Annotated in this window: 21 protein-coding genes and 2 pseudogenes; 19 read left to right on the top strand and 4 right to left on the bottom strand. The window is 59.5% G+C overall.

Features of this window, described 5'->3' with window-relative positions; all coding sequences use genetic code 11:
- Window positions 1–106: 106 nt before the first annotated feature.
- Window positions 107–229: a hypothetical protein gene (locus tag J2X71_RS07675; RefSeq protein WP_310380743.1), complete on the top strand. Its 123-nt coding sequence runs from the start codon at window positions 107–109 to the stop codon at window positions 227–229.
- A 319-nt stretch (window positions 230–548) separates the two neighbouring features.
- Here the strand turns inward: J2X71_RS07675 and J2X71_RS07680 are convergent, their stop codons facing one another.
- Entirely contained in the window at window positions 549–1,148 is a 600-nt protein-coding gene (locus tag J2X71_RS07680; RefSeq protein ID WP_310380746.1) for a LysE family transporter, read from the bottom strand.
- Here J2X71_RS07680 and J2X71_RS07685 point away from each other — a divergent pair.
- From J2X71_RS07685 to J2X71_RS07720, 7 genes and pseudogenes are all read left to right on the top strand, one after another.
- Window positions 1,140–2,504, top strand: a complete 1,365-nt coding sequence (locus J2X71_RS07685) for a LuxR C-terminal-related transcriptional regulator (protein ID WP_310380748.1) — start codon at window positions 1,140–1,142, stop codon at window positions 2,502–2,504. The two genes, J2X71_RS07680 and J2X71_RS07685, sit on opposite strands and share 9 nt — an antisense overlap.
- A gap of 390 nt (window positions 2,505–2,894) precedes the next feature.
- Window positions 2,895–3,599: pseudogene (locus J2X71_RS07690) on the top strand (IS6 family transposase).
- A 125-nt stretch (window positions 3,600–3,724) separates the two neighbouring features.
- Window positions 3,725–4,651 (top strand): LysR family transcriptional regulator, encoded by a 927-nt coding sequence (locus tag J2X71_RS07695; protein ID WP_310380751.1) that lies wholly within the window; start codon window positions 3,725–3,727, stop codon window positions 4,649–4,651.
- Window positions 4,652–4,876: 225 nt separating this feature from the next.
- The gene (locus tag J2X71_RS07700) at window positions 4,877–6,175 is read left to right on the top strand and encodes an aspartate aminotransferase family protein (RefSeq protein ID WP_310380754.1); all 1,299 of its coding nucleotides are present in this window, start codon (window positions 4,877–4,879) and stop codon (window positions 6,173–6,175) included.
- 123 nt (window positions 6,176–6,298) lie between these two features.
- Window positions 6,299–7,096, top strand: coding sequence for an ABC transporter substrate-binding protein (locus tag J2X71_RS07705; protein WP_310380756.1), 798 nt, complete (start codon window positions 6,299–6,301; stop codon window positions 7,094–7,096).
- Window positions 7,097–7,193: 97 nt separating this feature from the next.
- Window positions 7,194–7,868 carry an amino acid ABC transporter permease gene (locus J2X71_RS07710; RefSeq protein WP_310380759.1) on the top strand — a complete coding sequence of 225 codons (675 nt, stop codon included), beginning with the start codon at window positions 7,194–7,196 and terminating at the stop codon, window positions 7,866–7,868.
- Between the two features lie 383 nt (window positions 7,869–8,251).
- The gene (locus J2X71_RS07720; RefSeq protein WP_310380762.1) at window positions 8,252–8,404 is read left to right on the top strand and encodes a zinc-binding dehydrogenase; all 153 of its coding nucleotides are present in this window, start codon (window positions 8,252–8,254) and stop codon (window positions 8,402–8,404) included.
- A 44-nt stretch (window positions 8,405–8,448) separates the two neighbouring features.
- On the opposite strand, the pseudogene J2X71_RS38085 reads toward J2X71_RS07720, so the two are convergent.
- Both J2X71_RS38085 and J2X71_RS07730 read right to left on the bottom strand, forming a co-directional pair.
- Window positions 8,449–8,604 (bottom strand): annotated as a pseudogene (locus J2X71_RS38085) (IS3 family transposase); the annotation flags it as partial.
- 129 nt (window positions 8,605–8,733) lie between these two features.
- A complete protein-coding gene (locus J2X71_RS07730) occupies window positions 8,734–9,546 on the bottom strand; it encodes a reprolysin-like metallopeptidase (protein ID WP_310380766.1) in 813 nt (270 codons plus the stop codon).
- A 558-nt stretch (window positions 9,547–10,104) separates the two neighbouring features.
- On the opposite strand from J2X71_RS07730, the gene J2X71_RS07735 reads away from it, so the two are divergent.
- The 4 genes from J2X71_RS07735 (at window position 10,105) to J2X71_RS07750 (ending at window position 14,313) form a co-directional block, all read left to right on the top strand.
- Window positions 10,105–11,532: a S8 family serine peptidase gene (locus J2X71_RS07735; protein ID WP_310380770.1), complete on the top strand. Its 1,428-nt coding sequence runs from the start codon at window positions 10,105–10,107 to the stop codon at window positions 11,530–11,532.
- A gap of 7 nt (window positions 11,533–11,539) precedes the next feature.
- The gene (locus J2X71_RS07740) at window positions 11,540–11,785 is read left to right on the top strand and encodes a hypothetical protein (protein WP_162747940.1); all 246 of its coding nucleotides are present in this window, start codon (window positions 11,540–11,542) and stop codon (window positions 11,783–11,785) included.
- A gap of 199 nt (window positions 11,786–11,984) precedes the next feature.
- The gene (locus J2X71_RS07745; protein WP_310380774.1) at window positions 11,985–13,580 is read left to right on the top strand and encodes a tyrosinase family protein; all 1,596 of its coding nucleotides are present in this window, start codon (window positions 11,985–11,987) and stop codon (window positions 13,578–13,580) included.
- 1 nt (window position 13,581) lies between these two features.
- Window positions 13,582–14,313, top strand: a complete 732-nt coding sequence (locus tag J2X71_RS07750) for a DUF2182 domain-containing protein (protein WP_310380776.1) — start codon at window positions 13,582–13,584, stop codon at window positions 14,311–14,313.
- A 123-nt stretch (window positions 14,314–14,436) separates the two neighbouring features.
- Here J2X71_RS07750 and J2X71_RS07755 read toward each other — a convergent pair whose 3' ends face one another.
- Complete coding sequence (locus J2X71_RS07755) at window positions 14,437–16,158, bottom strand: flagellin (RefSeq protein WP_310380777.1); 1,722 nt, start codon at window positions 16,156–16,158, stop codon at window positions 14,437–14,439.
- A 745-nt stretch (window positions 16,159–16,903) separates the two neighbouring features.
- Here J2X71_RS07755 and J2X71_RS07760 point away from each other — a divergent pair.
- From J2X71_RS07760 to J2X71_RS07790, 7 genes are all read left to right on the top strand, one after another.
- Window positions 16,904–18,190: a GAF domain-containing protein gene (locus J2X71_RS07760; protein ID WP_310380781.1), complete on the top strand. Its 1,287-nt coding sequence runs from the start codon at window positions 16,904–16,906 to the stop codon at window positions 18,188–18,190.
- Window position 18,191: 1 nt separating this feature from the next.
- Window positions 18,192–18,932 carry a response regulator transcription factor gene (locus J2X71_RS07765; protein WP_310380784.1) on the top strand — a complete coding sequence of 247 codons (741 nt, stop codon included), beginning with the start codon at window positions 18,192–18,194 and terminating at the stop codon, window positions 18,930–18,932.
- A 112-nt stretch (window positions 18,933–19,044) separates the two neighbouring features.
- The gene (locus J2X71_RS07770; protein ID WP_310380787.1) at window positions 19,045–19,236 is read left to right on the top strand and encodes a 4-oxalocrotonate tautomerase family protein; all 192 of its coding nucleotides are present in this window, start codon (window positions 19,045–19,047) and stop codon (window positions 19,234–19,236) included.
- A 3-nt stretch (window positions 19,237–19,239) separates the two neighbouring features.
- Window positions 19,240–20,124 (top strand): SMP-30/gluconolactonase/LRE family protein, encoded by an 885-nt coding sequence (locus J2X71_RS07775; RefSeq protein ID WP_310380789.1) that lies wholly within the window; start codon window positions 19,240–19,242, stop codon window positions 20,122–20,124.
- 147 nt (window positions 20,125–20,271) lie between these two features.
- Window positions 20,272–21,285, top strand: a complete 1,014-nt coding sequence (locus J2X71_RS07780; RefSeq protein WP_113321084.1) for a substrate-binding domain-containing protein — start codon at window positions 20,272–20,274, stop codon at window positions 21,283–21,285.
- The gene (locus J2X71_RS07785; RefSeq protein WP_310382167.1) at window positions 21,285–22,766 is read left to right on the top strand and encodes a sugar ABC transporter ATP-binding protein; all 1,482 of its coding nucleotides are present in this window, start codon (window positions 21,285–21,287) and stop codon (window positions 22,764–22,766) included. The genes J2X71_RS07780 and J2X71_RS07785 overlap by 1 nt, the downstream gene beginning before the upstream one ends.
- A gap of 1 nt (window position 22,767) precedes the next feature.
- A complete protein-coding gene (locus J2X71_RS07790; protein ID WP_310380794.1) occupies window positions 22,768–23,745 on the top strand; it encodes an ABC transporter permease in 978 nt (325 codons plus the stop codon).
- The last annotated feature ends 1 nt before the right edge of the window (window position 23,746 follow it).

Raw genomic sequence — 23,746 nt, forward strand, 5'->3', positions numbered from 1 at the left:
AGCTAGGGCAGGCGACACGCTCCTAATCCTGATCTTACGCAGCTGCCGCCAAACAATAAATAAGGCAACGTTCTGAAGCGGAGGGCACTGTCTGGATGTGTCCGACATGGCGAATGCGACAGCGAATATCGCCATCGCGATGCCGATCGTCACTGGACCCGCCGTGGTGGAAATGCCGGTCATAAGCAACCCCGTAGTCGTGGATCCCGCAGCGCTTCCTGCAGCATAGGCGAGTGTCCAACCTCCACTGCCCGTAACCAATGCCTGACCGGAATATCGTTCGCCCAGCAGCGTCAGGGCGCAGGTGTGGCTGAGACGATCACTGGATTAGCGCCAAGCCAAAAAAGCCAGGGAGCGGCATTGTCATCAGCCGCCGCCGCACACATAGTCCTATGACCAGATCGGTCTGACGATGCCAAGCAGTTAGGATGACCCGCCGCCACCGCAGTTCCGGAACGCGTTGAGTGTGCTGGCAATCGTTCGGATTCTATAAGCCTGTGGGCGATGCCTTGCAGGAGGGCATGCCATGCATCGAGACGGCAAAAGAGCTACCGCAGTGCCGTCACGATGCCCATCGCGATCAAGGCCGGCCCCGCAACGAGGTGGAGGTGCGTGAGAAGCTGGCGCGGGAGGCGCTGGCGCAAGAGCCACGCGGATCCGCTCATCGTCCAATACCAGGAGAGCGTGCCGAGGCCCACACCGCAGACGATCAGGACGTGAAAGAGGCCGCCGATCTGATCGGTCAGCGCGAGGGAGCCGGCGAAGGCGAGATAGGGCAGCAGCGTCATAGGGTTCGCCAGTGCCAACCCCGCACCGGCCAAAAATGGACCCAGTTCACCCGTGGTTGACGTCTTGTTGTCCCGCGCACTCGGATGTCGGAACAGCGTCCATATGCCGAGCAGCACAAAAACTATCCCCGAGAAATAATGAGATTGCGTTTGAAAGCCTGCAACGGGTGCGGCCGAGACATGGGCACCAAAAACCGCCAAGGTCGCGTAAAGACCATGGGTCGTTGCTGCGCCTGCACCACTTGCCAACCCAGGTCCCACCCCTCGCATGAGGCTCTGCTCCAGACACATCATGCCGACCGGCCCGAACGGCATCGCGATCGACAGCCCGAAGACGAAGCTTGAGACGAAATGATCCACACCAGCCCTCTCGGTGTTCCCTGGGAAGGCGCTACTTTAAATAACACCCTCCTTGACATTCTTGTTTTGACGATCGGCACGTCACAATCAGAAGAAGATCATCCTGCCTCCGGCTCTGCATCACCTGAACGAGTAATGCTTGTTAAAATTTCAGCACGACGTTATCGTCCGACGGCAAGATCAGCGTCGGTCACGCGTCGGGGCGTTTGGATGAAACCTTCCACATCGGAGCTGGACGGGTTGTCGGAGATCATCGGCCTGATCTACGACACAGTTCTCGATGAGACGATTTGGCCGCAGACGCTACAGCGGATCTGTGACTATACTGGGGGCAGCGCTTCTCGCATCTATTGGCGTGATGCGACCAATGGGATGGGCGAGACTGTCTATTCCTGGGGGATCGCGCCAGATTTTCTCCGCTTGTATCGAGAGAAATTCGTCACCCTCAATCCCACCTATCCGGCGTCAATCTTCATCAAACCGGGAGACGTGTTTTCGAGCCGTGATCTCGTTCCCTCAGAAGAGTTTCAGGCCAGCCGTTTCTTTCGTGAATGGGCAGCCCCGCAAGGCTTTCTCGACGCCGCCATCTTCAACATTCAACGCTACGAGGCCAGCGCCGCGGCTTTCACGGTCATTACTGGCGATGGCTATGGCCTCGTCGACGAGAACTTGCGGGTGAGGCTGAAGAGGCTGGCGCCGCATCTGCAACGCTCCGCCCTAATCCGCCGCGAATTTGGCAGACACGAAAAGCGTATTCTCTCGCTGGAAGCGGCGCTGAACAGGGTGGAGGCCGGCGTGTTCATTCTCGATCCGGCCGGCCGAGTGACCTGGACTAACCAGAGTGCGCAATCGCTTCTAAGCAGGGGCGACATCGTCCGCGACGACGCGTTCGGCCTAACGCTCTCCAACCCAAACGCCCATCGCCTGCTCCGCGAGGTGTTGTCGGGCGGTCGCGGCCAGCCGGAGCAGCTTCTTCTAGACCGTCCTGCGCTGATCAAGTTGATCGACAGTCAGGGCGGCGAATGGATCGCCTCTCTGATGCAACTGGCGCCGCATTCGCAAACGCAAGCCGCCTTCGAGCGGGTCGGTCGGTCGGCGCGTGCAGCACTGTTCGTGCGCCGCGCGGAGACCGTGCCGCAATCCGGCATTGAGGCCTGCGCAATTCTTTATGGCCTGACGCCCTCCGAGATGCGCGTCCTTCAGGCCGCGCTGGACATTCACACCGTCGCGGAGATGGCGAGCGCGCTGGGGGTTTCTCCGAACACGATCAAGAAGCATCTGTCTGCGATCTTCGCGAAGATGGGTGTCAGCCGCCGCGCGGGTCTCATCCGCCTCGTCATGGATGCCCGCCCTTAATCCGAACGTGGAACAAAGTGGCTTCACGCTTCTTTGTATCCAAGACGTTACCGGCGAAGCATAGATGCCAACAGCTTCCTCCCAAGCGAAGCAGGCGGTCTCTGCGAACAGAAAACCGGAAAATCAGATTGCAGGAAAAGCACCCTCAGCGAGCGCCTTTCTTGCAACACTTCGCCGCAGGAAAGCGGAAATTACCGAGCACTATCAGCGAGGTAGGGATAGTTCACGGACGACTCCTAGCGTGGCGAGAAGGCTCGAAATCCCGCCTTGCGGTGGCGCCACGCTGCGCGGCACGTCGGGTTTGCCACATTGCGGGAGTTTCGCGCGATGATGAAAGATCATCTTCGCCAGACTGCCGCAAATCATCGCTAGGGAGTTGTTTGGCCGGCGATGTCACGTTGTCTGCAGCTAAACGGTTGGGGGATTACGAGTTTGAGATGAGTTCTCCGACCATCTGCTACAAGAACCACCGCTTTCCACCGTCGATCATCGCCCGTGCAGTCTGGCTGTATCTCCGGTTCCCTTTGAGCCTGCGCCTCGTTGAGGAAATGCTGTTGGAGCGCGGTATTGTCGTATCTTACGAAACGATACGGCGATGGGCTCGCAAATTCGGGACGGCCTACGTCAAGCAGTTGCGCAGGACGCGGCCATCGCGAAGGGATATCTGGCATTTGGACGAAGTGGTGATTTCAATCGGCGGCCGAAAACATTGGCTTTGGCGGGCGGTTGACCAGGACGGTTACGTTCTCGACGAAATCGTCCAAGCTCGCCGCGATACCAAAGCTGCCAAACGATTGTTGGTCAGACTGTTGAAGAAGCAGGGCCTGGCGCCCAAGCGCATCGTCACCGACAAACTGCGCTCATGCGGAGCGGCAAGACGGGACGTGATGCCCGCGGTCGAACATCGATCGCACAAGGGCCTAAATGATGCAGGGATTTCGTTCTGTCGGTGGTTTGCAACGCTTCACCTCGGTCTTTTCAGCAGTTCGTAATCTCTTCGTCGCACCGCATCAGAAACACTCAGCCCTGGCCACCCTCGTTCATCGGATCCGTGCAATGGCGCAGTGGAAAGCCGTGACCGGCGCAACCGGCTGAGTTCACAGATAAACGCCTTGTCCGGGCGTTGAGGAAACAACGCGCTATCGCCAGTATGCCTTGTCGTGCGGTGTCATTTCGACCATCCTTTATGCTTATTAGGTTTGTCGGTGGCCGGGGGATACATGACTGATCGGGTGCTGCCTTTGCGCGGAATCTCTGTTTTTGAAGCAGCGGCGCGGGCGGAAAGTTTTCATGCTGCTGCGGAGGAACTGAACCTGACGCCCTCCGCCGTCAGCCACCAGATCCGTCTGCTGGAGGCAGTTTTGGGCGTAAAACTCTTCGACAGGGTAGGGCGTGGTGTCACGCTGACACCAGAAGGCGCCGAATACGCCCGGTCGGTGCGCCACAGTATCCGCTGGCTGCGCGCCGCGACGAGCGACATGAGGGCACGCGGGCAGAACGGAAGCGTGTTGGATGTCGTCAGGATCGAAGCGCCGCCGTCCTTTGCTCATTCCTGGATCCTGCCGAGGCTGGCGGATCTGATGTCTCTCCAGCCGGGGATCGATATCCGGCTGAACGCACAGGGATCATCTATCCAAGGCGAGAGGTTGCCCTGGGAGCCGCTGGTCGATGCGCCGGCAGACATCCAGATAGTCTATGGCGGCGACATATGGAAAGATCGCGCCTCCTTAATGCTCAGAGAAACCTTCCAGCCATTCTGCGCCCCCGACCTATTGGAGCCAAATGCGTTCGAATCCCCCCAAGCGCTACTCAGCCAAACGCTGATCAGCACATTTCACAATCATATGTCCTGGGAGGAATGGCTGAATCTGCAAGGCGTTCAGCTCGACAGGAATCCGGTTAACAGGCTCCAACTGGACCCGTCCTATCTAGCTATACAGGCGGCTACGGGTGGCCTAGGCATCGTGCTGGAAAGCAGCATTCTGGTGCAGCGCGAGTTAAGGTCTGGCGCGCTTGTCGCACCTTTTCCGCATCTCGTGCGTCCGGGCTTGGGGTACTGGATCTTCACGCCCTCCACGAAAAGACTGAGCGCGACAGTCGGTAACGTTATCGATTGGCTGATGGCTGGAGCAGGTTCCGACAAATAACAGGATAAGACGCAATGCCGTCCTAGCAGATGTTCGAGGCGCTCGCGCTGTTCTGAGTGTGATGTTCAACGAGAGATCAACTCTCACAAATGATGAATATTTCTCATTGATTGGCGCGAAATCTTTGCGCTTTTCAAGCCAGATACCCGCGCTAATCTGCCAAAACACATCGCTGGCAGTCTTTGTAGCTGCGGGGAAATACGAACAAGAGAGTTTATTTCGTCAATGAATGCTGATGAGCAAACCGCGATCAAAGCCGACAAATTCCTGCTGCGCTACATGGGATTGGGCGGCGATTTTACCCCTTTCATACCTGAGCGTGCCGAAGGCTCCTGGCTTTACGACGCCACCGGTCGCCGTGTCCTCGACTTTACCTCCGGGCAAATGAGCTCCGTGCTTGGCCATGCCCACCCGGAACTTGTTGCGACCATCCACGAGGCCGCCGGCCGCCTCGACCACCTTCTCAGCATGATGGTGTCGAAGCCAGTCGTGGACCTCGCCGAGGCGCTGGCCGAGCTCGTGCCCGAGCTTCCACGCTCGATGTTCCTTTCGACGGGCGGTGAATCGGTCGAGGCGGCTATCCGGCTGGCCAAGGTTGTGACTGGAAAATGGGAGGTTGTCGGTTTCGCCCAATCCTATCATGGATCGACCGGCGCGGCCGCGTCGGCCACCTATTCGATCGGAAGGCGTGGTCACGGGCCATTGATGCCAGGCGCCTTTGCCATCCCCGCGCCCAATGCGTTCCGTCCCCGCTTTCCCGGTGTGACCTGGCAGCAGGAGCTCGACGACAGTTTCGAACTTCTCGATCGCCAGTCGACCGGAAACCTCGCAGCCTTCGTCGCCGAACCGATCCTCAGCACAGGCGGTGTCATCGACCTGCCTGTCGGCTACCTGGCTGCCTTGAAGGCTCACTGCGAACGTCGCGGCATGTTGTTGATCGTCGACGAGGCTCAGACCAGCCTCGGGCGCACCGGCGAAATGTTTGCCTTCGAGCGCGACAATGTGGTGCCCGACATTCTCCTATTGTCCAAGACGCTCGGGGCAGGCATGGCGATGTCGTCGGTCTCCACGTCGGATGCGATCGCGGAAATTGGCTACAGCCGCGGATTTATGTTCGCCACGACCCACGTCAACGATCCGCTGCCAGCCTGCGTCGCCCTAAAGGTGCTTGAGATCATCCGGCGCGATAGCCTCGTCGAGAAAGCGGCAGTATTGGGTACCCGCCTGAGGAGAGGTCTTCAGAACCTGATGCAGCATCACGAATGTATCGGAGATATACGCGGCCGTGGTTTGCTGCTGGGCGTGGAATTTCTTCCCCGCGCGGGTCACACGGGCACGGCCATCTCCCAGAAGGTCACGCAGGTTGCGCTCGACCTCGGCCTCTCCGCCAACATCACCGGAGCCTACACATCCGGCGTGATACGCCTGGCGCCGCCGATCACGTCAACGGAGGAGGAGATCGACTTCGGACTGAACGCGCTGGATACGGCAATCGGGAGGGTTGTCGAGACGCTCGGAAGCTGACGCGCGGGCTTGGATGATCGGGAGTATCTGGAATGAAAGAATGACGCCCGTTTAGGAGGGCGGGTGGAAAGCAGAACCGGCCGGTAGGGAGGAACCGGCGCGGACCAACCAGAGGGAAGCATAATGAACGTCACACGTCGCAGCATTCTCATCGCGTCGGCCGTAGCCGGCATCATCGCCATGCCCGTCATTGCTAACGCTGAAGGTGTGCTCAATGTCGGCTCCTATCCGAACAATCCCCCATTCGAGTTCAAGAACGCGAGCGGCGTATTCGAAGGATTCGAGATCGACATCGTCACCGAAGCGGCAAAACGCATCGGCATGACGGTCAGCATCGTAGGGTATGACTTTCAGCCGCTTTTCCCGGCCACAAATTCTGGCCGTATCGACGCCGCCATTTCGTCGATTACCATAACCAAGGAGCGCCTTGTTTCGCAGGCTTTCACCCAGCCCTATTACGATTCCGCCATGGGAATCGCGGCGAGGGATGATGGTGCTATCAACGGTCTCGCAGACCTCAAGGGCAAGATCGTTGGCTCGCATTCCGGATCGACCAGCCACAAATGGTTGGTGGACAACAAGGACAAATACGAATTCAGCGAGGTGAAGAGCTACAACAGTCCCCAGGATGCGCTGCTGGACCTCTCAGCCGGTCGCGTTGATGGTGTTACCAGTGACGTTCCGAACATGGAATACGCCTTTACCAAGATGAAAGGCATGCGCGTGGTGGAACGCATCAAGTCAGGCGAGCAGTACGGCATCATGATGGCCAAGAGCTCGCCCTATCTCGGCAAGATCAACCAGGCGCTAACCGCCATGAAGAAGGACGGCACAATGCAGACCATCCACAAGAAGTGGTTCGGTACGAATGCGCCAGAGCAGTCTTCTACAGTGTTGGAAGCGGACCTGCCGAAGGGCTGAAAACGGCAGGCACGAGCCCGATGCCGATCGGGCCGGTGGAGGTTGGCTCCATCGGCTCGATCCCGAGATTCTGACTTCACGGTTCTTCCGCACGCCTATGACCCTCATTGATACATTCTTCAACGTCGACGTCTTCGTCGGGGTATTCCCAGCACTGCTTCGTGGTGTCATCAACACTCTGTTGCTGGGGGTTCTGGCTATTTGCTTCGGCATTCCCGCGGGCATCGTCATCAGCCTCCTCCGGCTCTACGCTCCGCGGCCGGTCCGCTGGCTCACCATTGCCTTTATCGACATTTTCCGAGCGGTGCCTTTGCTGGTCGTCCTGATCCTGATCTACTTCGCATTGCCATTTGTCGGTATACGCCTGTCGGCGTGGGTTTCGGCGACGCTCGCTTTCTCCCTTGTCATGTCGGCCTATTCGGCGGAGGTTTTTCGCAGCGGAATCGAGAGCATACCCAAGGGGCAATTCGAGGCCGCGCATGCGCTCGGCCTGTCCTTCATCACGACACTTCGAAAAGTTGTTTTGCCGCAGGCGATCAAGCTCGTCATCCCGTCGATGACGAGCAACTGCGTCTCGATGTTCAAGGACACGTCGCTTGCTTCCGCGGTAGCCCTGCCAGAACTGTTGAAGGAGGCCAATGACGCCCAGGCATTCTTTGCCAGCCCCACGCCTCTGATTGGCGCGGCTCTAATTTACCTTGCGTTTCTCTGGCCAATGGTCCGGCTGGTCACTTATGTTGAGCAGCGTAGTAAATTGCAAAATAGCCGCTGATGCCGATACCCTTTGAATTTACGCTAGGTCCTGGCTTGTGACCGTCGCTAGGCAATCTTGGTGGTTCGATCCACGGCACATCTTCACGCACGATCTCCATAACGATACGCTGGACTGAACGGCGCGAAATTTCAGTTGAATTTTGCCTCTAATAACGGGTCAAGGTCCACATCCCTTCAAGACCGCCTGCTCTCTCTGAGCGCTTCCTTGAACAGTTCGAAAGCCGTCGTCCCCTTCCGACTTAAGTAATAAAGGTGATAGCCGAGGAACGGCTCGCACCATAGCTCCAGCAGGCGAATGAGACGGCCGTCGGCAATCGGCGCCGCCACCAGATCCTCCAGGATGTAGAGGATGCCGAAACCCTCAAGGGGGTCGGCAGCGCGATGGCATATCGGGATATGGTCGCTTTCGTCGACGAGAATCGCATCAAGCTACCGATTGCGGAGGTTTACGCATTCGACCAAGTGCTTGCCGCTTATCAGCGTGCGGCAGGCAGCGACCAGTTCGGCAAGATCGTCATCCGCATCGGCCACTAGCCGATAGGGGGCAGATTCTTGAGGTCGGGTTTCACGACGCAGAGCCTGACCTCGTCGCTGGTCGCCGAACGGGCAGGTCTCACCTGCAAGGCGCTTCTTGCCCGCTTCGAGGAATTCCTTTGACAGCTATAATACAGGTCCTCGGCTATCCCCTCACGGTGGCAGATTGCGGCAATGCTGTCCTCGCGTCGCAGGCCCTTCCAGAACGCTACCATCTTGTCCTGGGTCGTACGTGTAGACCGCACCGGGCATAACGAAGGTAGTCGTAACTTTTTCTCTGTGGTGATCACCGGCATCGACGATGGTCTGATCAGCACTCTGACAGTCGCCTAGATGATTGTCCGAGCCGCCAATGAGAACTGAGGCGGCATCTGCGGTTTCTGTCGAAAATGACTGAACGGCTGCATTAAGCGGATCGGCGTACCGTTTATCTCGGTCAGGGAGCCGCTCCAGGCTTGTTGATAAAGGCGTGCGAGATCATCGATATCGGTGGTTGTCAGGACACTCTGAGGCCCATAATTCATAATGGAGAGAGGATCATGGGTGCCGAAGATTTCGCTCGCGGAGCCCGTTTCTGACACTTTCGCAAAGAAATGGCGCAGTCCGAACACGTGACCGAGCTCGTGCGCGAGGGTCTCGATTTGCTCTTTGCGCACTTGCTCGAACATTTTCGGAAAGAGTACGAGCTCGTGTTGTCCGGCATCCGGGAAGAAGGCGCGCGCCAGGGTGCAGCCTAAGGAGCTACAATTATCCTGTGACTTGACGACGAACTCGAAATCCCAAGGTTCGGAAGTTTCTGAGAATTTGATCGGAACCGCCTTTCCCCATTTGATCAGCGTCTCACCAAACAGCGTCCGTAGATAAGATTTGACTGCGTCGGGATCAGCGAACTGTCTTAGAGACGCCTCCTGAAACCTCCAATTCAAGGTCACATTGCTGTCCCACAGCGGGATGAATCCGTTGGTGGCGTCGACAACGATTTCGGTGATCGACCGGTTGTCGGGCAAGGCAAATCCCACGCCATCAGTCTCGCAGCACGCGCCACCGTGATAGACGTGGGTGACTTCTTTCAAGACGGACTTAAGTTGCGTGTCTGACTTCAGTGTGAATATGTCAGCGCTGCCCTTCTTTTTGACGACCATTTTGGCCTCCCCCTGCCAGTGCTCGTATTCCCTCGAGCCACTTTTCCCACGCATGTGGCGCGGTTTTATTCTGCTGTGAAATACAAGTTCAGCGTGCATGATAGCAAATCAATATCAAAATTAAAGTATAAAATTGAACCGTTGCCGAACAGGTTTTGAATGCCCATGAAATATAGTAGAAACGCCTTTGAAGTTTTCAGCCTCAATCGATTTTATGCGGTTGGAGTTCTTGCATCATTCGTAAAAAGGTGTCAGGGCGGGAACGCGTCATTGAGAGCGACCTAGAACGTGCAATGCGAACAACGCCATCGGCGACTAACAGGGCCTGGTCGCCAATGTCGAGGAATTGTCCGCTGGATCAGGCCCCGGCATACGTGATTTCACTGGACGGCGGCGGCACCCATCGGTTACTCTACCTATAGGGGAATTAAATATAATCATTCGCGTGTGCGCGCTATGCGCTGCGTTGACAAGGTGGGGTATTGGTCGATGCAAAAGCAATATGTCGTGCTCCCGGCCCACGGTTTTCGGTCCCCGGCCCTGGCGCAAGCGGCCGCCTTGCGAGCAACAATTCCGCTGGTCGCCCGGGGCGCCGGTGGGCTCGCCACGGCACGGGCCGTTGCGGCTGACGTCAATGTAATCGACTCGGTCAGCGTCGATGGCCCGAAACTGGTCGAAATGTCGCCCGAGGCCGAACTCAACCTGCGTCTTCAGGAACCGTCACTGAAGATCGTCCCGCTCGTCAGATACGAAAAGATGCGCGTGGTCTTCGACATCGAGCGGCAGCCCAGCGAGGCGGTTTCGGCTGCCGGTGTACAGGCAGCCGTGCTGAGGGTCGAGGACGACGGGGGCAATCCGGTTGAGAACGCCCGGGTTGTGGCCTTCACCAATTTCCGCAACAGGGCAGGCGACGAAGGCCGCAGCGGTGCCGACGGCAAGGTGGCGCTGCGGATTGCGACCGGCACAACGCTGGAACGGGTCTATGTCTACGGCCCCGCCGGATGGTGGGGATATTTCGAGAAAAGCTTTAGCTTGTCGCAAAATGCGGTGATCCGCCTGCAGGCGATCGATCTGGCCGGGCAATCCCTGGCTTTGCGGCGCTTCCGTACCAACCTTCCCCTGACCGCCGGCGACCAGATCGTCGTTGGCATCGTCGACAGCGGCATCGACCCGCAACACCCGCTGCTGCCCAACGTATCCGGCGGTGCCAACATGGTGCTCGACGAGACGAGAGACGATCCCGGCCAGGTGGCCGACTGGGGGCCGGCCGCTACCGACGGCGAGCATGGAACGCATGTAGCGGGCATCGTGGGCGCGCGCCCGACCGCAGCCCTTGATCTCGCCGGCGTCGCCCCGGGCGTGACACTGAGGAGTTACCGGGTCTTTCCCCATACCGGGGGCGGGGCAACCAACTACGACATCATGAACGCCATCGACCGGGCGGTGCAGGACGGCTGCCATATCATCAATCTTAGCCTCGGTGGCGCAAGTGAGGATGAAGCCGTTCGCGCGGCAATCGGCTCGGCGCTCGACAACGGCGTGCTAGTGATTGCCGCCGCCGGCAATGATGGCCGCAAACCTGTCAGCTTTCCGGGAGCCCTGCCGTTTTGTGTGGCCGTCTCGGCAATGGGCTGGTCTGACAGCTTTCCCACGACCTCCTCGGAAGTCGGAGACATCGCCAAACCCTATGGCTCGAACAGTACCTTCCTCGGCGCCTTCTCCAATTTCGGGCCGCAGATCGATCTGACAGGGCCGGGTGTCGGTATCGTCTCCACGTTGCCGGGAGGGCGGTTCGGGCCGATGAACGGAACATCCATGGCAAGCCCCGCTGTGGCCGGATACGCAGCCTTTCTTTTGTCCTCGGAAGCCACTATATTGGCATTACATGGTGCAGAGCGCAGTACGGCGCTGAGGGACCGGTTGTTTGGCGCTGCGACCCCCTTGGGCTTCGGGCGCGATTACGAAGGCTTTGGACTTCCGAGTTAGGATGATCATGAGCGACATGATGATGCAACAGGTCATATTGCGCAAGGAAAGCGCTTCTGCGCCGTCCTCCAAGGAAGCGGCCGAAAAGCTTGGCCGCGCCGGTGCGACTGTCGTGGACGAACAGGCCTCGTCGCTTCTCGTCGAAGGCGAGGAGGAAACTCTTCGCAATGCCACGGCAGCCCTCAAGGGCTGGAAGACCATTCCGATGAAACGCTATTCCGTGCCGGACACCCGCGAGAAAATCGCTTTATAGCCGGCCGCGACGTCAGCATAGTTTTATGCGCGGATGACGGGCCGTCACGGCCCGGCATTCGGCTTTTTGCGCGCTCCAATGCGCGTTATTATAGAATATCTGAGTGGATTGCGATTTAGCATTGTAATGCCGCATCCCGCATGTATAATCCAAGCACATCCTAAAACTCTGCCAGAATAATGCCTAATCGGGGGAAGTCATGATGTTTGTTCGCAAAGATGTTTGGAAGCTACCAACTGGCGATCAAACGTTACTTTGGTATGGCCGTGCCGTCGAGCGTCTTCAGGGACTGCCATTTTCCGATGTCACGAGCTGGTGGTCGCTTGCCGCCATGCACGGCATCGACGAACCGATCTGGCGCGGTTTCAACATCATCCCGGCTGGCGCAACTTTGCCGGCCGGCCCGGCGCAGGCAGCGCTTTGGCGGCAGTGCCAGCATCTGACCTGGTATTTCCTTCCCTGGCACAGAGGTTATCTGCTTGCCTTCGAGCGTATCGTCCGCAACGCCATTATCGACCTGGGTGGCCCGAAGGATTGGGCGCTCCCCTACTGGAATTATTCGGCCGATGCGCGCAGTCGCGAATTGCCGCCCGCCTTCGCGACGGACAAGCTTGTCGGCGGTCAGCGCAACTTCCTCTTTGTGGCGCAGCGTTACGGTACGGGGCAAGTACCCCAGGTGCAATCGCCAATCGTGCTAGACCCCCGCGCCGTTACCATCACCGACCCGCTCGCCGAACGGTTTTTCGAAGGCTCGGCCGGTGGCGGTTCGCCAGGCTTCGGGGGCGTCAAGACGCCCTTCTGGCATGGCGACGAAAGCAATGACGGCACCTTCGGCGTGCTCGAAACCCAACCCCACGGCCCCGTCCATGTTCTCGTCGGCGGCGGCTTCAAGGGCAACGGCCTCAGTCAGGATCCCCTGGAAATCGGCTGGATGACCAACCCCGACACCGCCGCCCTCGATCCCATCTTCTGGCTGCATCATGCCAATATCGACCGCCTTTGGAATGTCTGGTTGCGCCAGAAGCGCCGTCCGAACGACAGTGCGGATGTATTTGCCAATCCGATTGACCCGGACTGGCTCGATGGGCCACAGGATCGAGAATTTGCGATGCCTGCCGTCGATGGCACGATCTATAATTTCAAGGCGCAGGACGTCCTCGATACACAATCGCCGTCGCTCAACTATATCTATGATGACGAGCCGGCCGGCGAGGACCTGACGAGCGTGGTGGCCGCTCGCCTCCAGCGGCTCGGAGCAACGCCGCAGGTCGCATTCCAGGTTGCAGGAGCTGTGTCAATGGCGCCACCGAAACAGGCAGAGCTCCTCGGAGCCAATAGCGGGACGATCAAACTTGGCGATGACGTCGTCGAGACAAAAGTGCGGCTGGACAAGGACCAGCAGCAGCGGCTGTCCACCACCTTGTCGATCTCCCCCAGCGTCCAGAAGGAACCGGACAAGGTCTATCTCAACCTTGAGAACGTCAAAAGTCCGACCGACGCCGCGGTGTTTTACGTCTATGTCAACTTGCCCGGCGATGCCGATCCATCCGACGATACCGAGCATCTGGCCGGCACCCTGTCGATGTTCGGTGTCAGCAAGGCAAGCAAGCGGGAAGGGCCGACCGGCGGCAGCGGCATCAATGCCTCCTTCGACATCACCAGGATCATCGATGCCGCTTTTGCCCAAGAGGGACTGGCAGAGGAGATTTCGGTCAAACTCGTCTCGGCCGTGCCGGGGGTGACAAGCGAAGGAATTTCCATCGGGCGTATCAGCGTCTACCGACAGGAGCAGTAAGGTGCGGCCCGTCGTCGTCGTTTGGTGTCTCATCACACGACTTCCCAAGCCGCTTCTCCTCGCCACGCTGTTCGGCTGGATGGTGATGACGGGCAAAGAGGTTTTGCCGGCCATGCCTGACCTCTGCTTTTCCTCGTCCTCGGTGGCAGGCCGCCTGACGACCCAGGTCGATGTCGCCCTCGCAGACAAAGGTTTGTTTTTGACGGCGTTGGCCTGGGTCGCGATGATCCTGGCAATGATGCCGCCTCTGCTCGCCGGGCCATTGCTGCATGTCTGGCGACGCAGTTTCAGCCGCCGCAGGCCAAGAGCTGTCGGTGCGTTTGTCGTGGCCTATCTCCTCGTCTGGATTGCGGCCGGGACCATACTCGTTCCTGCCGCCATCGTGCTGAATGCCTGGAGCCAGACCGTCGCATTGGCACCAATCCTGCCCGCGCTGCTGATCGCCTTCGTCTGGCAGGTGACGCCGAGCAAGCAATGGTTCCTGAACGCCTGCCATGGTAGGCCGCCTCTTGCGGCCTACGGCAAGCGGGCCGACCTCGACGTGTTTCGGTTTGGTGTGGCCCGCGGACTGTCATGCGCGGCGACCTGCTGGGCCTTCATGCTGGTGGTCCTCGTCTCTAGCGGCATCGTTCACTGGGCTGTCATGGCCGCCACGATGATCCTTGCTCTTCTCGAGCGAAAACGCGGCCCCCAGCCTGCAACATGGTTCAACGGGGTCCGGCTGTCGGTCTGAACCGGGTGTCGAGGAGGTTTTCCATGATATTGGGCATTCCCGCCTATGACCATGTCGACCTCCTTGATGTCACTGCGACGCTCCCCACCACTTTCGCACGCCGCGATGGTGCCCCACACGAGCCTATCGACCTGAATAAAGCTGCAAGATTGTGCCAGGGGTCGTGTTTGCAATCTGAAGCGCCTGGACGGCAAGCTGCTGCTGGGTCTGTTGTGCTGCTAGCCTGGCAGATTCTTCCTCCATGTCCGCATCCACCAGACGGCCGATCCCGGATGTCATGCTGGCTTGCAGGTGGCTTACGAAATCCGACTGCATGTCGAGCCGCTTGTTGAGAGAGCCAAAGACACTGCCGCTCGCCGTTGAGCGGTGCAGCATGTATTCGATGCCGACAAGATATTCGTCGATCGTGAAGTTCGACGACGTGACATCGACTTCCGCAAGATCGAACTCCAATGCCCATGTGGGATTTGAGCTGACGTTTCCGACCATGACGCGCGCCGCGCGATTTCCCGCGTTGGGATAGACCGTCTGGTCGGCCGAAAAAGTCAGGCGGTTGCCGGAGGTGACTATCGACAGGCCCAGTCCGGCTGTGACGAACCCAATGACAGTCGCAAGGTCGGCTGCATTGCCGATAAAGCCATCCGTCGTTCCAAGGGCCGCATCCACCGTCGTCCGGTCGATCGTGAAGGATTGAGGAGCTCCCGGTCCCACCTGTGCGTCAAAGAAAATCTGGGACTTCGGCGAGACGGTGAATGGTTTGGTGAAATCGAAGAAGGCTTCCGGGTACATGTTGTCGTGGTTGGCATTTGGCGGATTTTCGAGGCCCATTGCAAAACCGGCGGGATAGGTGCTTGCGAGATGCGATATGACGTTGGAGATATCGATGCTGGAGCCTGGATGCCCCGAGGTCTCAAGCGAGCCGACTTCAAAGACACCTGGAGCCGTAGGTGAGCCTGTGAACATGGTCTCGTTGGCTGTTGCGGGGACCGAGTTGTCTGCGAAGACCTTCTGCAAGACCTTTCTCATCTCTGCGCCGTCGTGGATCGTGCCATCCGTGGTGCCGAGAGCAACATCTATGACACTCTTGTCGATCCGCAATCCCGCGAAACTGACGCCCGCGGAGTGGGTCCCCGCGTCGACCACCAGATCAAATGTGATGTAGTCTGTTGCACTAAATGTCGCTGGACCAGTGAACAGGTGGCTCTCGTGGCCTTCATGTGCCACGGAATTGATGCCGGTGCTCCGAAACCCACCGATGTCTCCAACACCGCCGATCTCTTTCTGGAGGATGCCTCCTCCTCCAGCGTTCAGCATGCTAGTCGATTTGAGGTTCACCTTGTTTGTTGCAACCGCCACTGCTCCGTTCTCTGATCGGACGAATGACGAGACCACGTCGGTTGTGAGGTCAATCGTCTCCATCAGGTGCGTTGGTGCATTGGTGCTCAGCCAGTTCTGGCCGCTAAAACTCGCCGAGATCACCGTTGTTTCGGCCTGTGCGTTTAGTTGATCGAGCTCATCCTGGATTTTCGATTTGTCGACGCCATTCTCTTTGGCTGCAACCAGTTTGGCTTTGAACTCGCTGAGGATATCGATGATGGACGAGGTTGCGGTATAGGCGGTATTGACTGTGGCCGATCCCAATTCGATGGCGTCAGATACCGCAGAGAAAGCCTTGTTGTCCGACCTTATCGCCGTGGAGATCGCCCAGTAAGCCGCATTGTCGGATGCTTTTTGAACCCTTAGACCCGAGCTGACTTGCTGCTGCGTCTTTTCGAGACCGGCGTTGACGCCGCGTAATGTCTGGAGGGCTGTCATAGCGGACGTGTTGGTCAAAATGCTGGCCATGTTAAAGCCCCGTGAGGATAAGCCAGCCCCCGGACTTAAGCGCGTCCGGCAAACATAGCTGGCGATGTCGGAACATTTAACGGCTAACCACGAGGGTGCCTGCGATCATGGCAGGACCGTCTCCCCCACAAAACCGAGCGAAATCAGTATGCTAGGGCTATTGCCGGGCGCTCAATTAGACCGGCAATTTCGTGAACCTTTTTGCAATGGAGATGGTTAAAAAAAGGTTAGCGCGACTACGCGGAGCGCGAAAAATTCTATTCCTGGTTGCTCGTTTTTCCAATGCTGTCAGCAGATCTTGGGTGTGGAAGTTGACCCGATCGAACGTCATCTCGACGGAGAGCGGCGGCTTATCCCCCACGTCTCGAATACGTGCTGGCGTCGGCGCGGTCTCTGTCGGTGGCAAGATCCTACCTTATCACTCTTCGTCGCGATGCTTGCCTGTGATCACGCCCCACCATCGAAGCGTCGGAATTGTGGTATCACCGATGCGACGAATGCCAACTCGGGTTCGAAGCCGGCGTGAAGGTGAACGAATTTCTTTTCGATTTCATGTGCGTTGTGAATGTCATCGAGAGCGAGAATGTTCCTTGCAGGAAGCGCATGTAGAGCTTTTGCCGATCAGAAACTCCTGCTTGGAAAGCAGCTTGTGTCGGCAGGGACGATCGCAAATAGTGTCATCGCCGGAGGAACATGGCATTAATGCTTTGCTTCAAGGAGGAGCGCGATTGTCGGAGGAGTGACGATGATCAGACACGATACCGAGCTGTTCGACCGGATGCTCGCGATCTCGCGTGCCTTTGCTGGACATACCGAGACGGGAGCAGCGTTTCGGGCAACGGCAACAGAGATCTTCAAGTTGCTGCCGCATGACCATATCGATGTCGCGGTTCTATTGAACGGCGGGCGGAGCCACATTTGCTATGAGACAGGTTATCAGACAAGCTGGAGCGAACTGGCGCTCAGTCCACCGCCGGTCGAACTTAGCCCGGTGCGGGCGGTGCTCAGAGGCGAGCTGCCATATCTCTTAAGCGATGATGCGCTCGGAGATGAGCGGTTTCATTTCACGGGCGCAATAGACGAGCCGATCTTTACCGCCAAGTTACGCAGCCGCATCGTCGTGCCGATGCGGGCAAGGGGCGAGATCATCGGCGCCCTCAACATCAGCAGGCACGAGCCCGGCTGCTACACGCCTACCGATCTGGAGATCGCCCAGCACTGCGCCGAATTCATTGCGCCCTATATCTTCGCGCTGATCCAGAGCGAGGAGGCACGCCGGGCGATGATGGCAGAAAGCGATGCGCGCAATCGCGAAGAGATCCTGCGCGTCGGCGCATCTCGGCTGACCGAAGGCATGGAGCAGGAGCGGCGACGCATCGCCATGGACCTGCACGACCAGACACTCGCCGATCTCGCCCGCGTCGTGCGCCAGGTCTCTGCGCTGCATCGCCGTGGCATGGCCGGCGTCAGCCAGCTTGCGGATCTCGAGCGGGAAGTCGTCAACTGCCTGACGGAACTGCGCCACATCGTCGACGATATGCGGCCGAGCGTGCTCGAACTCTTCGGCTTGCGCGATGCCATAGAGGCGCATCTCAACCGCAGCGTCAGCCGGGCAACGCCTTCGATTGCGGTGCGGATCCAGGATACCAGCGAAGGCGCCGCCGACATGCTGTCGGAGCGCACGCTGACGGCGATCTACCGCATCGCCCAGGAGGCGATCAACAATGCCGTCAAGCACGCAATGCCGCGGCGCATCGAGGTGCGCATCGAATCGACGCCGTCGCTGCTGAAGATTGTTGTCACCGACGACGGGTCAGGTTGCGTCCAGGCCGACCCGCAGGCGAGCGGCGGCATCGGCCATATGCACACGCGGGCGGCGCTGATCGGTGCGCAGCTTCGCATCGGCCGCTCCAGCCGCAAGGGCGGTACGCGCGTGGCAATCGACGTGCCGCTTACTGGTGAGACGATAAGTGCCGGCACGCTGCCGCCGGACGCCGCGGTCGCTGCAGCCAACGCCGCGGGGAGGCTCTGACATGCTGGTGATGATTGCCGAGGATGAGGGGTTGCATCGCGCATTCGTGCGCGCCACGATCGAGCATCTGTGGCCCGGTGATGTTGAGGTGATCGAGGCAGGCAGCGGCGACGTCGCAATCGATCTCGCGCGACGCCGCGAGCCGCCCTATGTGGTGCTCGATCTGCAATTGCCGAAAGCGACAGGCATCGAGGTGGCGCGATCCATCTGGAGCCGACGGGCCAATACCTACATCCTTTTCTGGTCGAATTTCGCCGATGAATCCTACGTGCGCGGGGTTGCCCGTATCGTGCCGCCGGGCACCGTCTACGGCTACGTGCTGAAATCGGCCTCGGAGGAGGGCATGCGCTCGGCTCTCCGCGGCGTCTTCGCCGAGGGCCACTGCATCATCGACCGGGAGGTGCGCGGCATCCAGCATCGCGTGCAGGATCGCCTGGAGGGCATTACAGACAGCGAATATGAGAGCCTGATCGATGTCGCGCTCGGGCTGACGGACAAGGCGATCGCCGCCCGCCGCGGCCTCTCTACCCGCGGCGCCCAGGCGCGCATCCGCCATCTCTACGAAAAGCTCGGCGTCGTCATGCCCGAGGACGGGGCGGGCGAGGGCTCGCTCTTCAATTCCCGCACGCGGGCGATCTGTCTGGCCTTTGCCCGCGGCCTTATCAATGTCGATGCGCTGAGGCGCGCGCAGGAGAGCCTTGATGCCTGGATCGACCAGGCTTCGCCGTCGAAGGACCTCTGAAGATCCGAGTGTGTGTTTGCACATTCAAATCTGCGTCTTCAAACGTAGCCGAACCCTTCCATCCGTGGCTAACTCGGACACAAGCAATAAAAAGCAGACGGGAGAAGACGCCATGCCCTTCGTCAACATCCAGATTCTCAAAGGCCATTCCCAGGAGCGCAAGGACGAGATCGCGCGGCGCGTCACCGCTGCCGTCAGCGAACTGGCCGAACTGCCGAAGGAGGCGATCTGGGTTGTCTTCGAGGACGTCCTGGCATCCGACTGGTTCGTCGGCGGAAAATCCGTCCAATCCACGAAGAGCTGAGCCATGGCGAGGAGCACCCGCGATCCGCGATTTGCCGACGTGGTCGGCGACGGGGCGCTGGAGACCTTGGCAAGCGGTCTCGGCTTCACCGAAGGTCCCGTCTGGCATCCTTACGAGAAATGGCTTGTCTTCAGCGACATGCCCGAAGACCGCATGTATATCCGCCGGCCTTCCGGCGCGGTCGAGGATTTTCGCCGACCGAGCAACAAGGCGAACGGCAATACGCTGGACCGCGAAGGGCGTTTGCTCACCTGCGAACATGCGATGAGCCGGGTCACGAGGCTCGAGCGCGACGGTTCGACGAGTGTCATCGCCACACACTACAAGGGCAAGGAACTCAACAGCCCGAACGACATCGTCGTTGCGACCGGCGGCGCGATCTATTTCACCGATCCGACCTATGGGCGGATGGAATATTATGGCGTGCCACGGCCGCAGAATCTCTCCTTTCAGGGCGTCTACCGCGTCGATCCCGACGGTTCCAACTTGACGCTGTTGGTGGATGATTTCGCCCAGCCGAACGGGCTCTGCTTCTCGCTCGATGAATCGCGCCTCTTCGTCAACGACACCGAGCGCCAGCATATCCGGGTCTTTGCCATCTCGCCGCGGGGCGAGCTCACGGGCGGGGCGGTCTGGGCCGAGACGAAAGGAGAGGCGCCGGGTGCGCCTGACGGCATGAAGATCGACAGCTGCGGCAATGTCTATTGCTGCGGGCCGGGCGGCATCCATGTCTTCGATCCTTCGGGCCATATGCTCGGCCTTATCCGCACGCCAGAGCCGACCGCCAATTTCGCCTTCGGTGACGAGGATCTGAAGAGCCTATATATTACCGCCTCGAGTTCGCTGCACCGGCTGAGGGTGCGCGTCCCGGGGTTAAGACTGTTCTGACATCCGGGAAACCGGCTAGCAGGAGTGGCTGCCGATGGAGGATCGGCGCCATGGATGTCCAAGCATCCGATCGACGGATTGCCGGAGAATGACCGGCGCTGGGTGAAAGCCTTTCACTCAAGGCCAAACAACTTAGGGAGGATTGAAATGCGTAAAGTCTTCGTACTTGCCAGCCTTGCCGCACTGCTCGCATCGGGCACGGCCTTTGCCGACACGAGCGGCAAGAAAATCGCCTTCTCGAACAATTATGCTGGCAATTCCTGGCGCCAGGCGATGCTCAAGAGCTATGACATCGTGACCAAGAAGGCCGTCGCCGACAAGATCGTGGGCGCGGCCGACGTCTTCACCACGGCCGACCAGGAAGTGCCAACCCAGGCCGCCCAGATCCAAAACCTCATACTGCAGGGCTATGACGCGATCGTCATCAACGCTGCTTCGCCGGATGCGCTGAATGGCGCCGTCAAGCAAGCCTGCGAAGCAGGCATCGTCGTCGTGTCCTTTGATGGTATCGTCAACGAGCCTTGCGCCTATCGCGTCGTCGTTGATTTCGAGGATATGGGCAAACAGGAAATCGCGCAGATGAAGGCGTTTCATCCGGAAGGCGGGAACCTCTTGGAAATCCGCGGCCTTGCCGGTACCTCGATCGACGATTCCATCCACAAGGGCCTGATCGAAGCCGTTGCCGCTCATCCCGAATTCAAGATTGTCAATTCGGTTACCGGCAACTGGGACCAGACGACGGCGCAAAAAGCAGTCGCGACCGTTCTCCCCTCGCTGCCCGATATCGTCGGCGTCGTCACCCAGGGCGGCGACGGCTACGGCGCGGCTCAGGCCTTTGCCGCTGCCGGCAAGCCGCGCCCGACCATCATCATGGGAAACCGTCAGGACGAGCTGCAATGGTGGAAGGAACAGAAGGCCAAGGACGGCTACAAGACCTGGTCCGCCTCGATCGCGCCCGGTGTCTCGACGCTCGCCTTCTGGGTCGCCCAGCAGGTGCTCGACGGCCGCACGGACATCCCACACGATCTCCTGGTGCCTTATCTCGCGTTTACGCAGGATGATTTCGAGAAGCATCTGACGGATATTCCCGTCGGCAGCGTTGCCACTAAGGAATATACGCAAGCCGATGCCATCGAAGCCATTAAGGCCAATATCAAGTGATGATCACGCCGGTGCAGGCTGTGGCCACCCGGATCATCGTCAGCCTCAGCGGCGCCGAGAAACATTTCGGCGCCGTGAGGGCGCTTGATGGCGTCGATTTCGACGTTCGCGCCGGCGAATGCGTCGGGCTCGTCGGCCATAACGGCGCCGGCAAGTCGACGCTGATGAACATACTGGCGGGAACGCTGGTGCTCGACCGCGGCAGCATGACGATCGGCAAAGCGGTCACGGAGAACTATTCGGTCATCCGCGCCCAGAGGTTCGGCATCCGCTGCGTCTTCCAGGAACTGTCGCTCTGTCCCAATCTTTCCGTTGCAGAGAATACCCGCATCAACCATCCGTCACTGCGTGGTTTCGGCTGGCATGGGCGTGCCGCCGAACTGATTAGCGCCAAGCTCGACGAGATCTTTCCCGAGCACGGCATCGATGCCTCCGATATCGTCGCGGATCTGTCGATCGGGCGGCGGCAGATGGTGGAGGTCGCCCGCGCCTTCACGGTGACGGATGATCCGCTGAACCTCGTCATCCTCGATGAGCCGACCTCTTCGCTCGATGCCCATACCGCTGGCCAGCTGCTCGCCTTCGTCCGGCGCTTCGTTGCGACCGGCGGCAGCTGCATCCTGATTTCGCATGTGCTTGGCGAGGTGCTGCAGAATGCCGACCGCATCGTCGTCATGCGCGACGGCAAGGTCGTGGCCGCCGATGCGGCTCGTGGCTATGACCGCGACCGGCTCGTCGCGACCATGGGTGGGGCTGCCCATCGCGAGAAAGGCGCAACGCAAGCCGTCGCGGCCAAGCCGACAGGTGCGCCGCGCGTGCGGGCCCGACCGGCGCGTCAGGGCGATGGCGCCGAACTCGTTGCCCAATCAGGTTCCATCATCGGCCTTGCCGGGCTTGCCGGTCACGGCCAGACCGATCTGTTGCTGGCGATCTTCAATAGCGCGCGCCGCAGCAAGATCGGTATCGAGGTGACAGCACCGGTGGCGCTTGTCGCCGGCGACCGGCAGTCCGACGGCATCTTCCCCCAATGGTCGATCGCCGAGAATATCGGCATCCGATCGCTGAAGCGGCTGCGTGCCGGTCTGCTCATCTCGCAAAAGCGCGAGGCCGAGCTTGCCGATGGCTGGAAGCGCCGGATCGGCATCCGCACGCCCGACATGAACAACAACATCCTGTCACTTTCGGGCGGCAACCAGCAGAAGGCGCTCTTTGCCCGTGCGCTCGGCTCCGATGCCGAGATCATTCTAATGGACGATCCGATGCGCGGCGTCGATATCGGCACCAAGCTCGAAGTCTACGATCTCATCCGCCAGGAGGCCGCCAATGGCCGCACCTTCATCTGGTATACGACCGAGACGGAAGAGCTCGACAATTGTCACCATGTCTACGTCTTCAAGAACGGCCGCATCGTCGCCAACCTCACGCGCGACGAGCTGACCGAGGAGAAGATCATCCAATCCTCCTTCGTCGAGGCAAGCTGAGATGACATTCGTTTCGCTGAACAATTCCCCCATGCGCCCGGCCCGCAGCAGCGCCAGAAGGGCACGCACCCTGCGCGCCATGTTGCCGGCGCTCTCGCTCGTTCTGGTGCTGATTGCGATCGCCTGGCTCAATCCGCGCGCCATCTCCTATTTCGGCTTCAGCCTGATGCTGAACCTCGCGATCCCGATTGCGCTCGCCACCATAGCGCAGATGTTCGTCATCGCCGGCAACGAGCTCGATCTTTCGATCGGCACCTTCGTCGGTTTCGTCGGCTGTGTCACCGCCACCTGGCTGCGCGACGCGCCGCTGCTCGGCATTGTCGTGTTGCTTGGTTCGATTGGTGTCTATGCGCTGCTCGGCGCGCTGATCCACCTGCGCAACCTGCCGTCGATCGTCGTGACGCTCGGCATGAGCTTCGTCTGGCAGGGGCTGGCGATCCTCGTGCTGCCCAAGCCTGGCGGTAAGGCGCCGGAGTGGCTGCAGGCGATCACGTCCTTCAAACCGCCCTTCATTCCTTTTCCGATCGTCGCTGCGATTGTCATTGCCGCCGTCGTCTATTTCGGCCTGATGCGCACCTCGTACGGCGTCATTCTGCGCGGCTCGGGCGGCAATCCGGCAGCGCTGGCGCGGGCCGGCTGGTCGCTCCTGCGTACCAAGATCACCCTCTTTGCCTTGGCCGGAAGCTTCGGCGTGCTCTCCGGCATGACGCTGATTGGCATTACCTCGTCGGGCGATGCCAATATCGGTAATGGCTATACGCTGCTGTCGATCGCCGGCGTCATTCTCGGTGGCGGCGAATTCATGGGTGGGCGCGTGTCGCCGATCGGCGCGGTCATCGGCGCGCTGACGCTGGCGCTCGCCGCCTCGTCGCTCCTGACCTTCATGCATATTCCGCCGGACTGGCAGGTGGCAGCGAATGGCGCGATCCTCATCATCGTGCTTGCCGCACGCGCGCTCATCAGCCGCAAGGAGGCATGAC

The sequence above is a fragment of the Rhizobium sp. 1399 genome, from assembly GCF_031455475.1.
Classification (GTDB): Bacteria; Pseudomonadota; Alphaproteobacteria; order Rhizobiales; family Rhizobiaceae; genus Rhizobium.

Coding starts and splice junctions, on each gene's coding strand:
- J2X71_RS07675 (WP_310380743.1), top strand. CDS start 107: ATGGCGAATGCGACAGCGAATATCGCCATCGCGATGCCGATCGTCACT.
- J2X71_RS07685 (WP_310380748.1), top strand. CDS start 1,140: ATGATCCACACCAGCCCTCTCGGTGTTCCCTGGGAAGGCGCTACTTTA.
- J2X71_RS07695 (WP_310380751.1), top strand. CDS start 3,725: ATGACTGATCGGGTGCTGCCTTTGCGCGGAATCTCTGTTTTTGAAGCA.
- J2X71_RS07700 (WP_310380754.1), top strand. CDS start 4,877: ATGAATGCTGATGAGCAAACCGCGATCAAAGCCGACAAATTCCTGCTG.
- J2X71_RS07705 (WP_310380756.1), top strand. CDS start 6,299: ATGAACGTCACACGTCGCAGCATTCTCATCGCGTCGGCCGTAGCCGGC.
- J2X71_RS07710 (WP_310380759.1), top strand. CDS start 7,194: ATGACCCTCATTGATACATTCTTCAACGTCGACGTCTTCGTCGGGGTA.
- J2X71_RS07720 (WP_310380762.1), top strand. CDS start 8,252: ATGGCATATCGGGATATGGTCGCTTTCGTCGACGAGAATCGCATCAAG.
- J2X71_RS07730 (WP_310380766.1), bottom strand. CDS start 9,546: ATGGTCGTCAAAAAGAAGGGCAGCGCTGACATATTCACACTGAAGTCA.
- J2X71_RS07740 (WP_162747940.1), top strand. CDS start 11,540: ATGAGCGACATGATGATGCAACAGGTCATATTGCGCAAGGAAAGCGCT.
- J2X71_RS07745 (WP_310380774.1), top strand. CDS start 11,985: ATGATGTTTGTTCGCAAAGATGTTTGGAAGCTACCAACTGGCGATCAA.
- J2X71_RS07755 (WP_310380777.1), bottom strand. CDS start 16,158: ATGGCCAGCATTTTGACCAACACGTCCGCTATGACAGCCCTCCAGACA.
- J2X71_RS07760 (WP_310380781.1), top strand. CDS start 16,904: ATGATCAGACACGATACCGAGCTGTTCGACCGGATGCTCGCGATCTCG.
- J2X71_RS07765 (WP_310380784.1), top strand. CDS start 18,192: ATGCTGGTGATGATTGCCGAGGATGAGGGGTTGCATCGCGCATTCGTG.
- J2X71_RS07770 (WP_310380787.1), top strand. CDS start 19,045: ATGCCCTTCGTCAACATCCAGATTCTCAAAGGCCATTCCCAGGAGCGC.
- J2X71_RS07775 (WP_310380789.1), top strand. CDS start 19,240: ATGGCGAGGAGCACCCGCGATCCGCGATTTGCCGACGTGGTCGGCGAC.
- J2X71_RS07780 (WP_113321084.1), top strand. CDS start 20,272: ATGCGTAAAGTCTTCGTACTTGCCAGCCTTGCCGCACTGCTCGCATCG.
- J2X71_RS07785 (WP_310382167.1), top strand. CDS start 21,285: ATGATCACGCCGGTGCAGGCTGTGGCCACCCGGATCATCGTCAGCCTC.
- J2X71_RS07790 (WP_310380794.1), top strand. CDS start 22,768: ATGACATTCGTTTCGCTGAACAATTCCCCCATGCGCCCGGCCCGCAGC.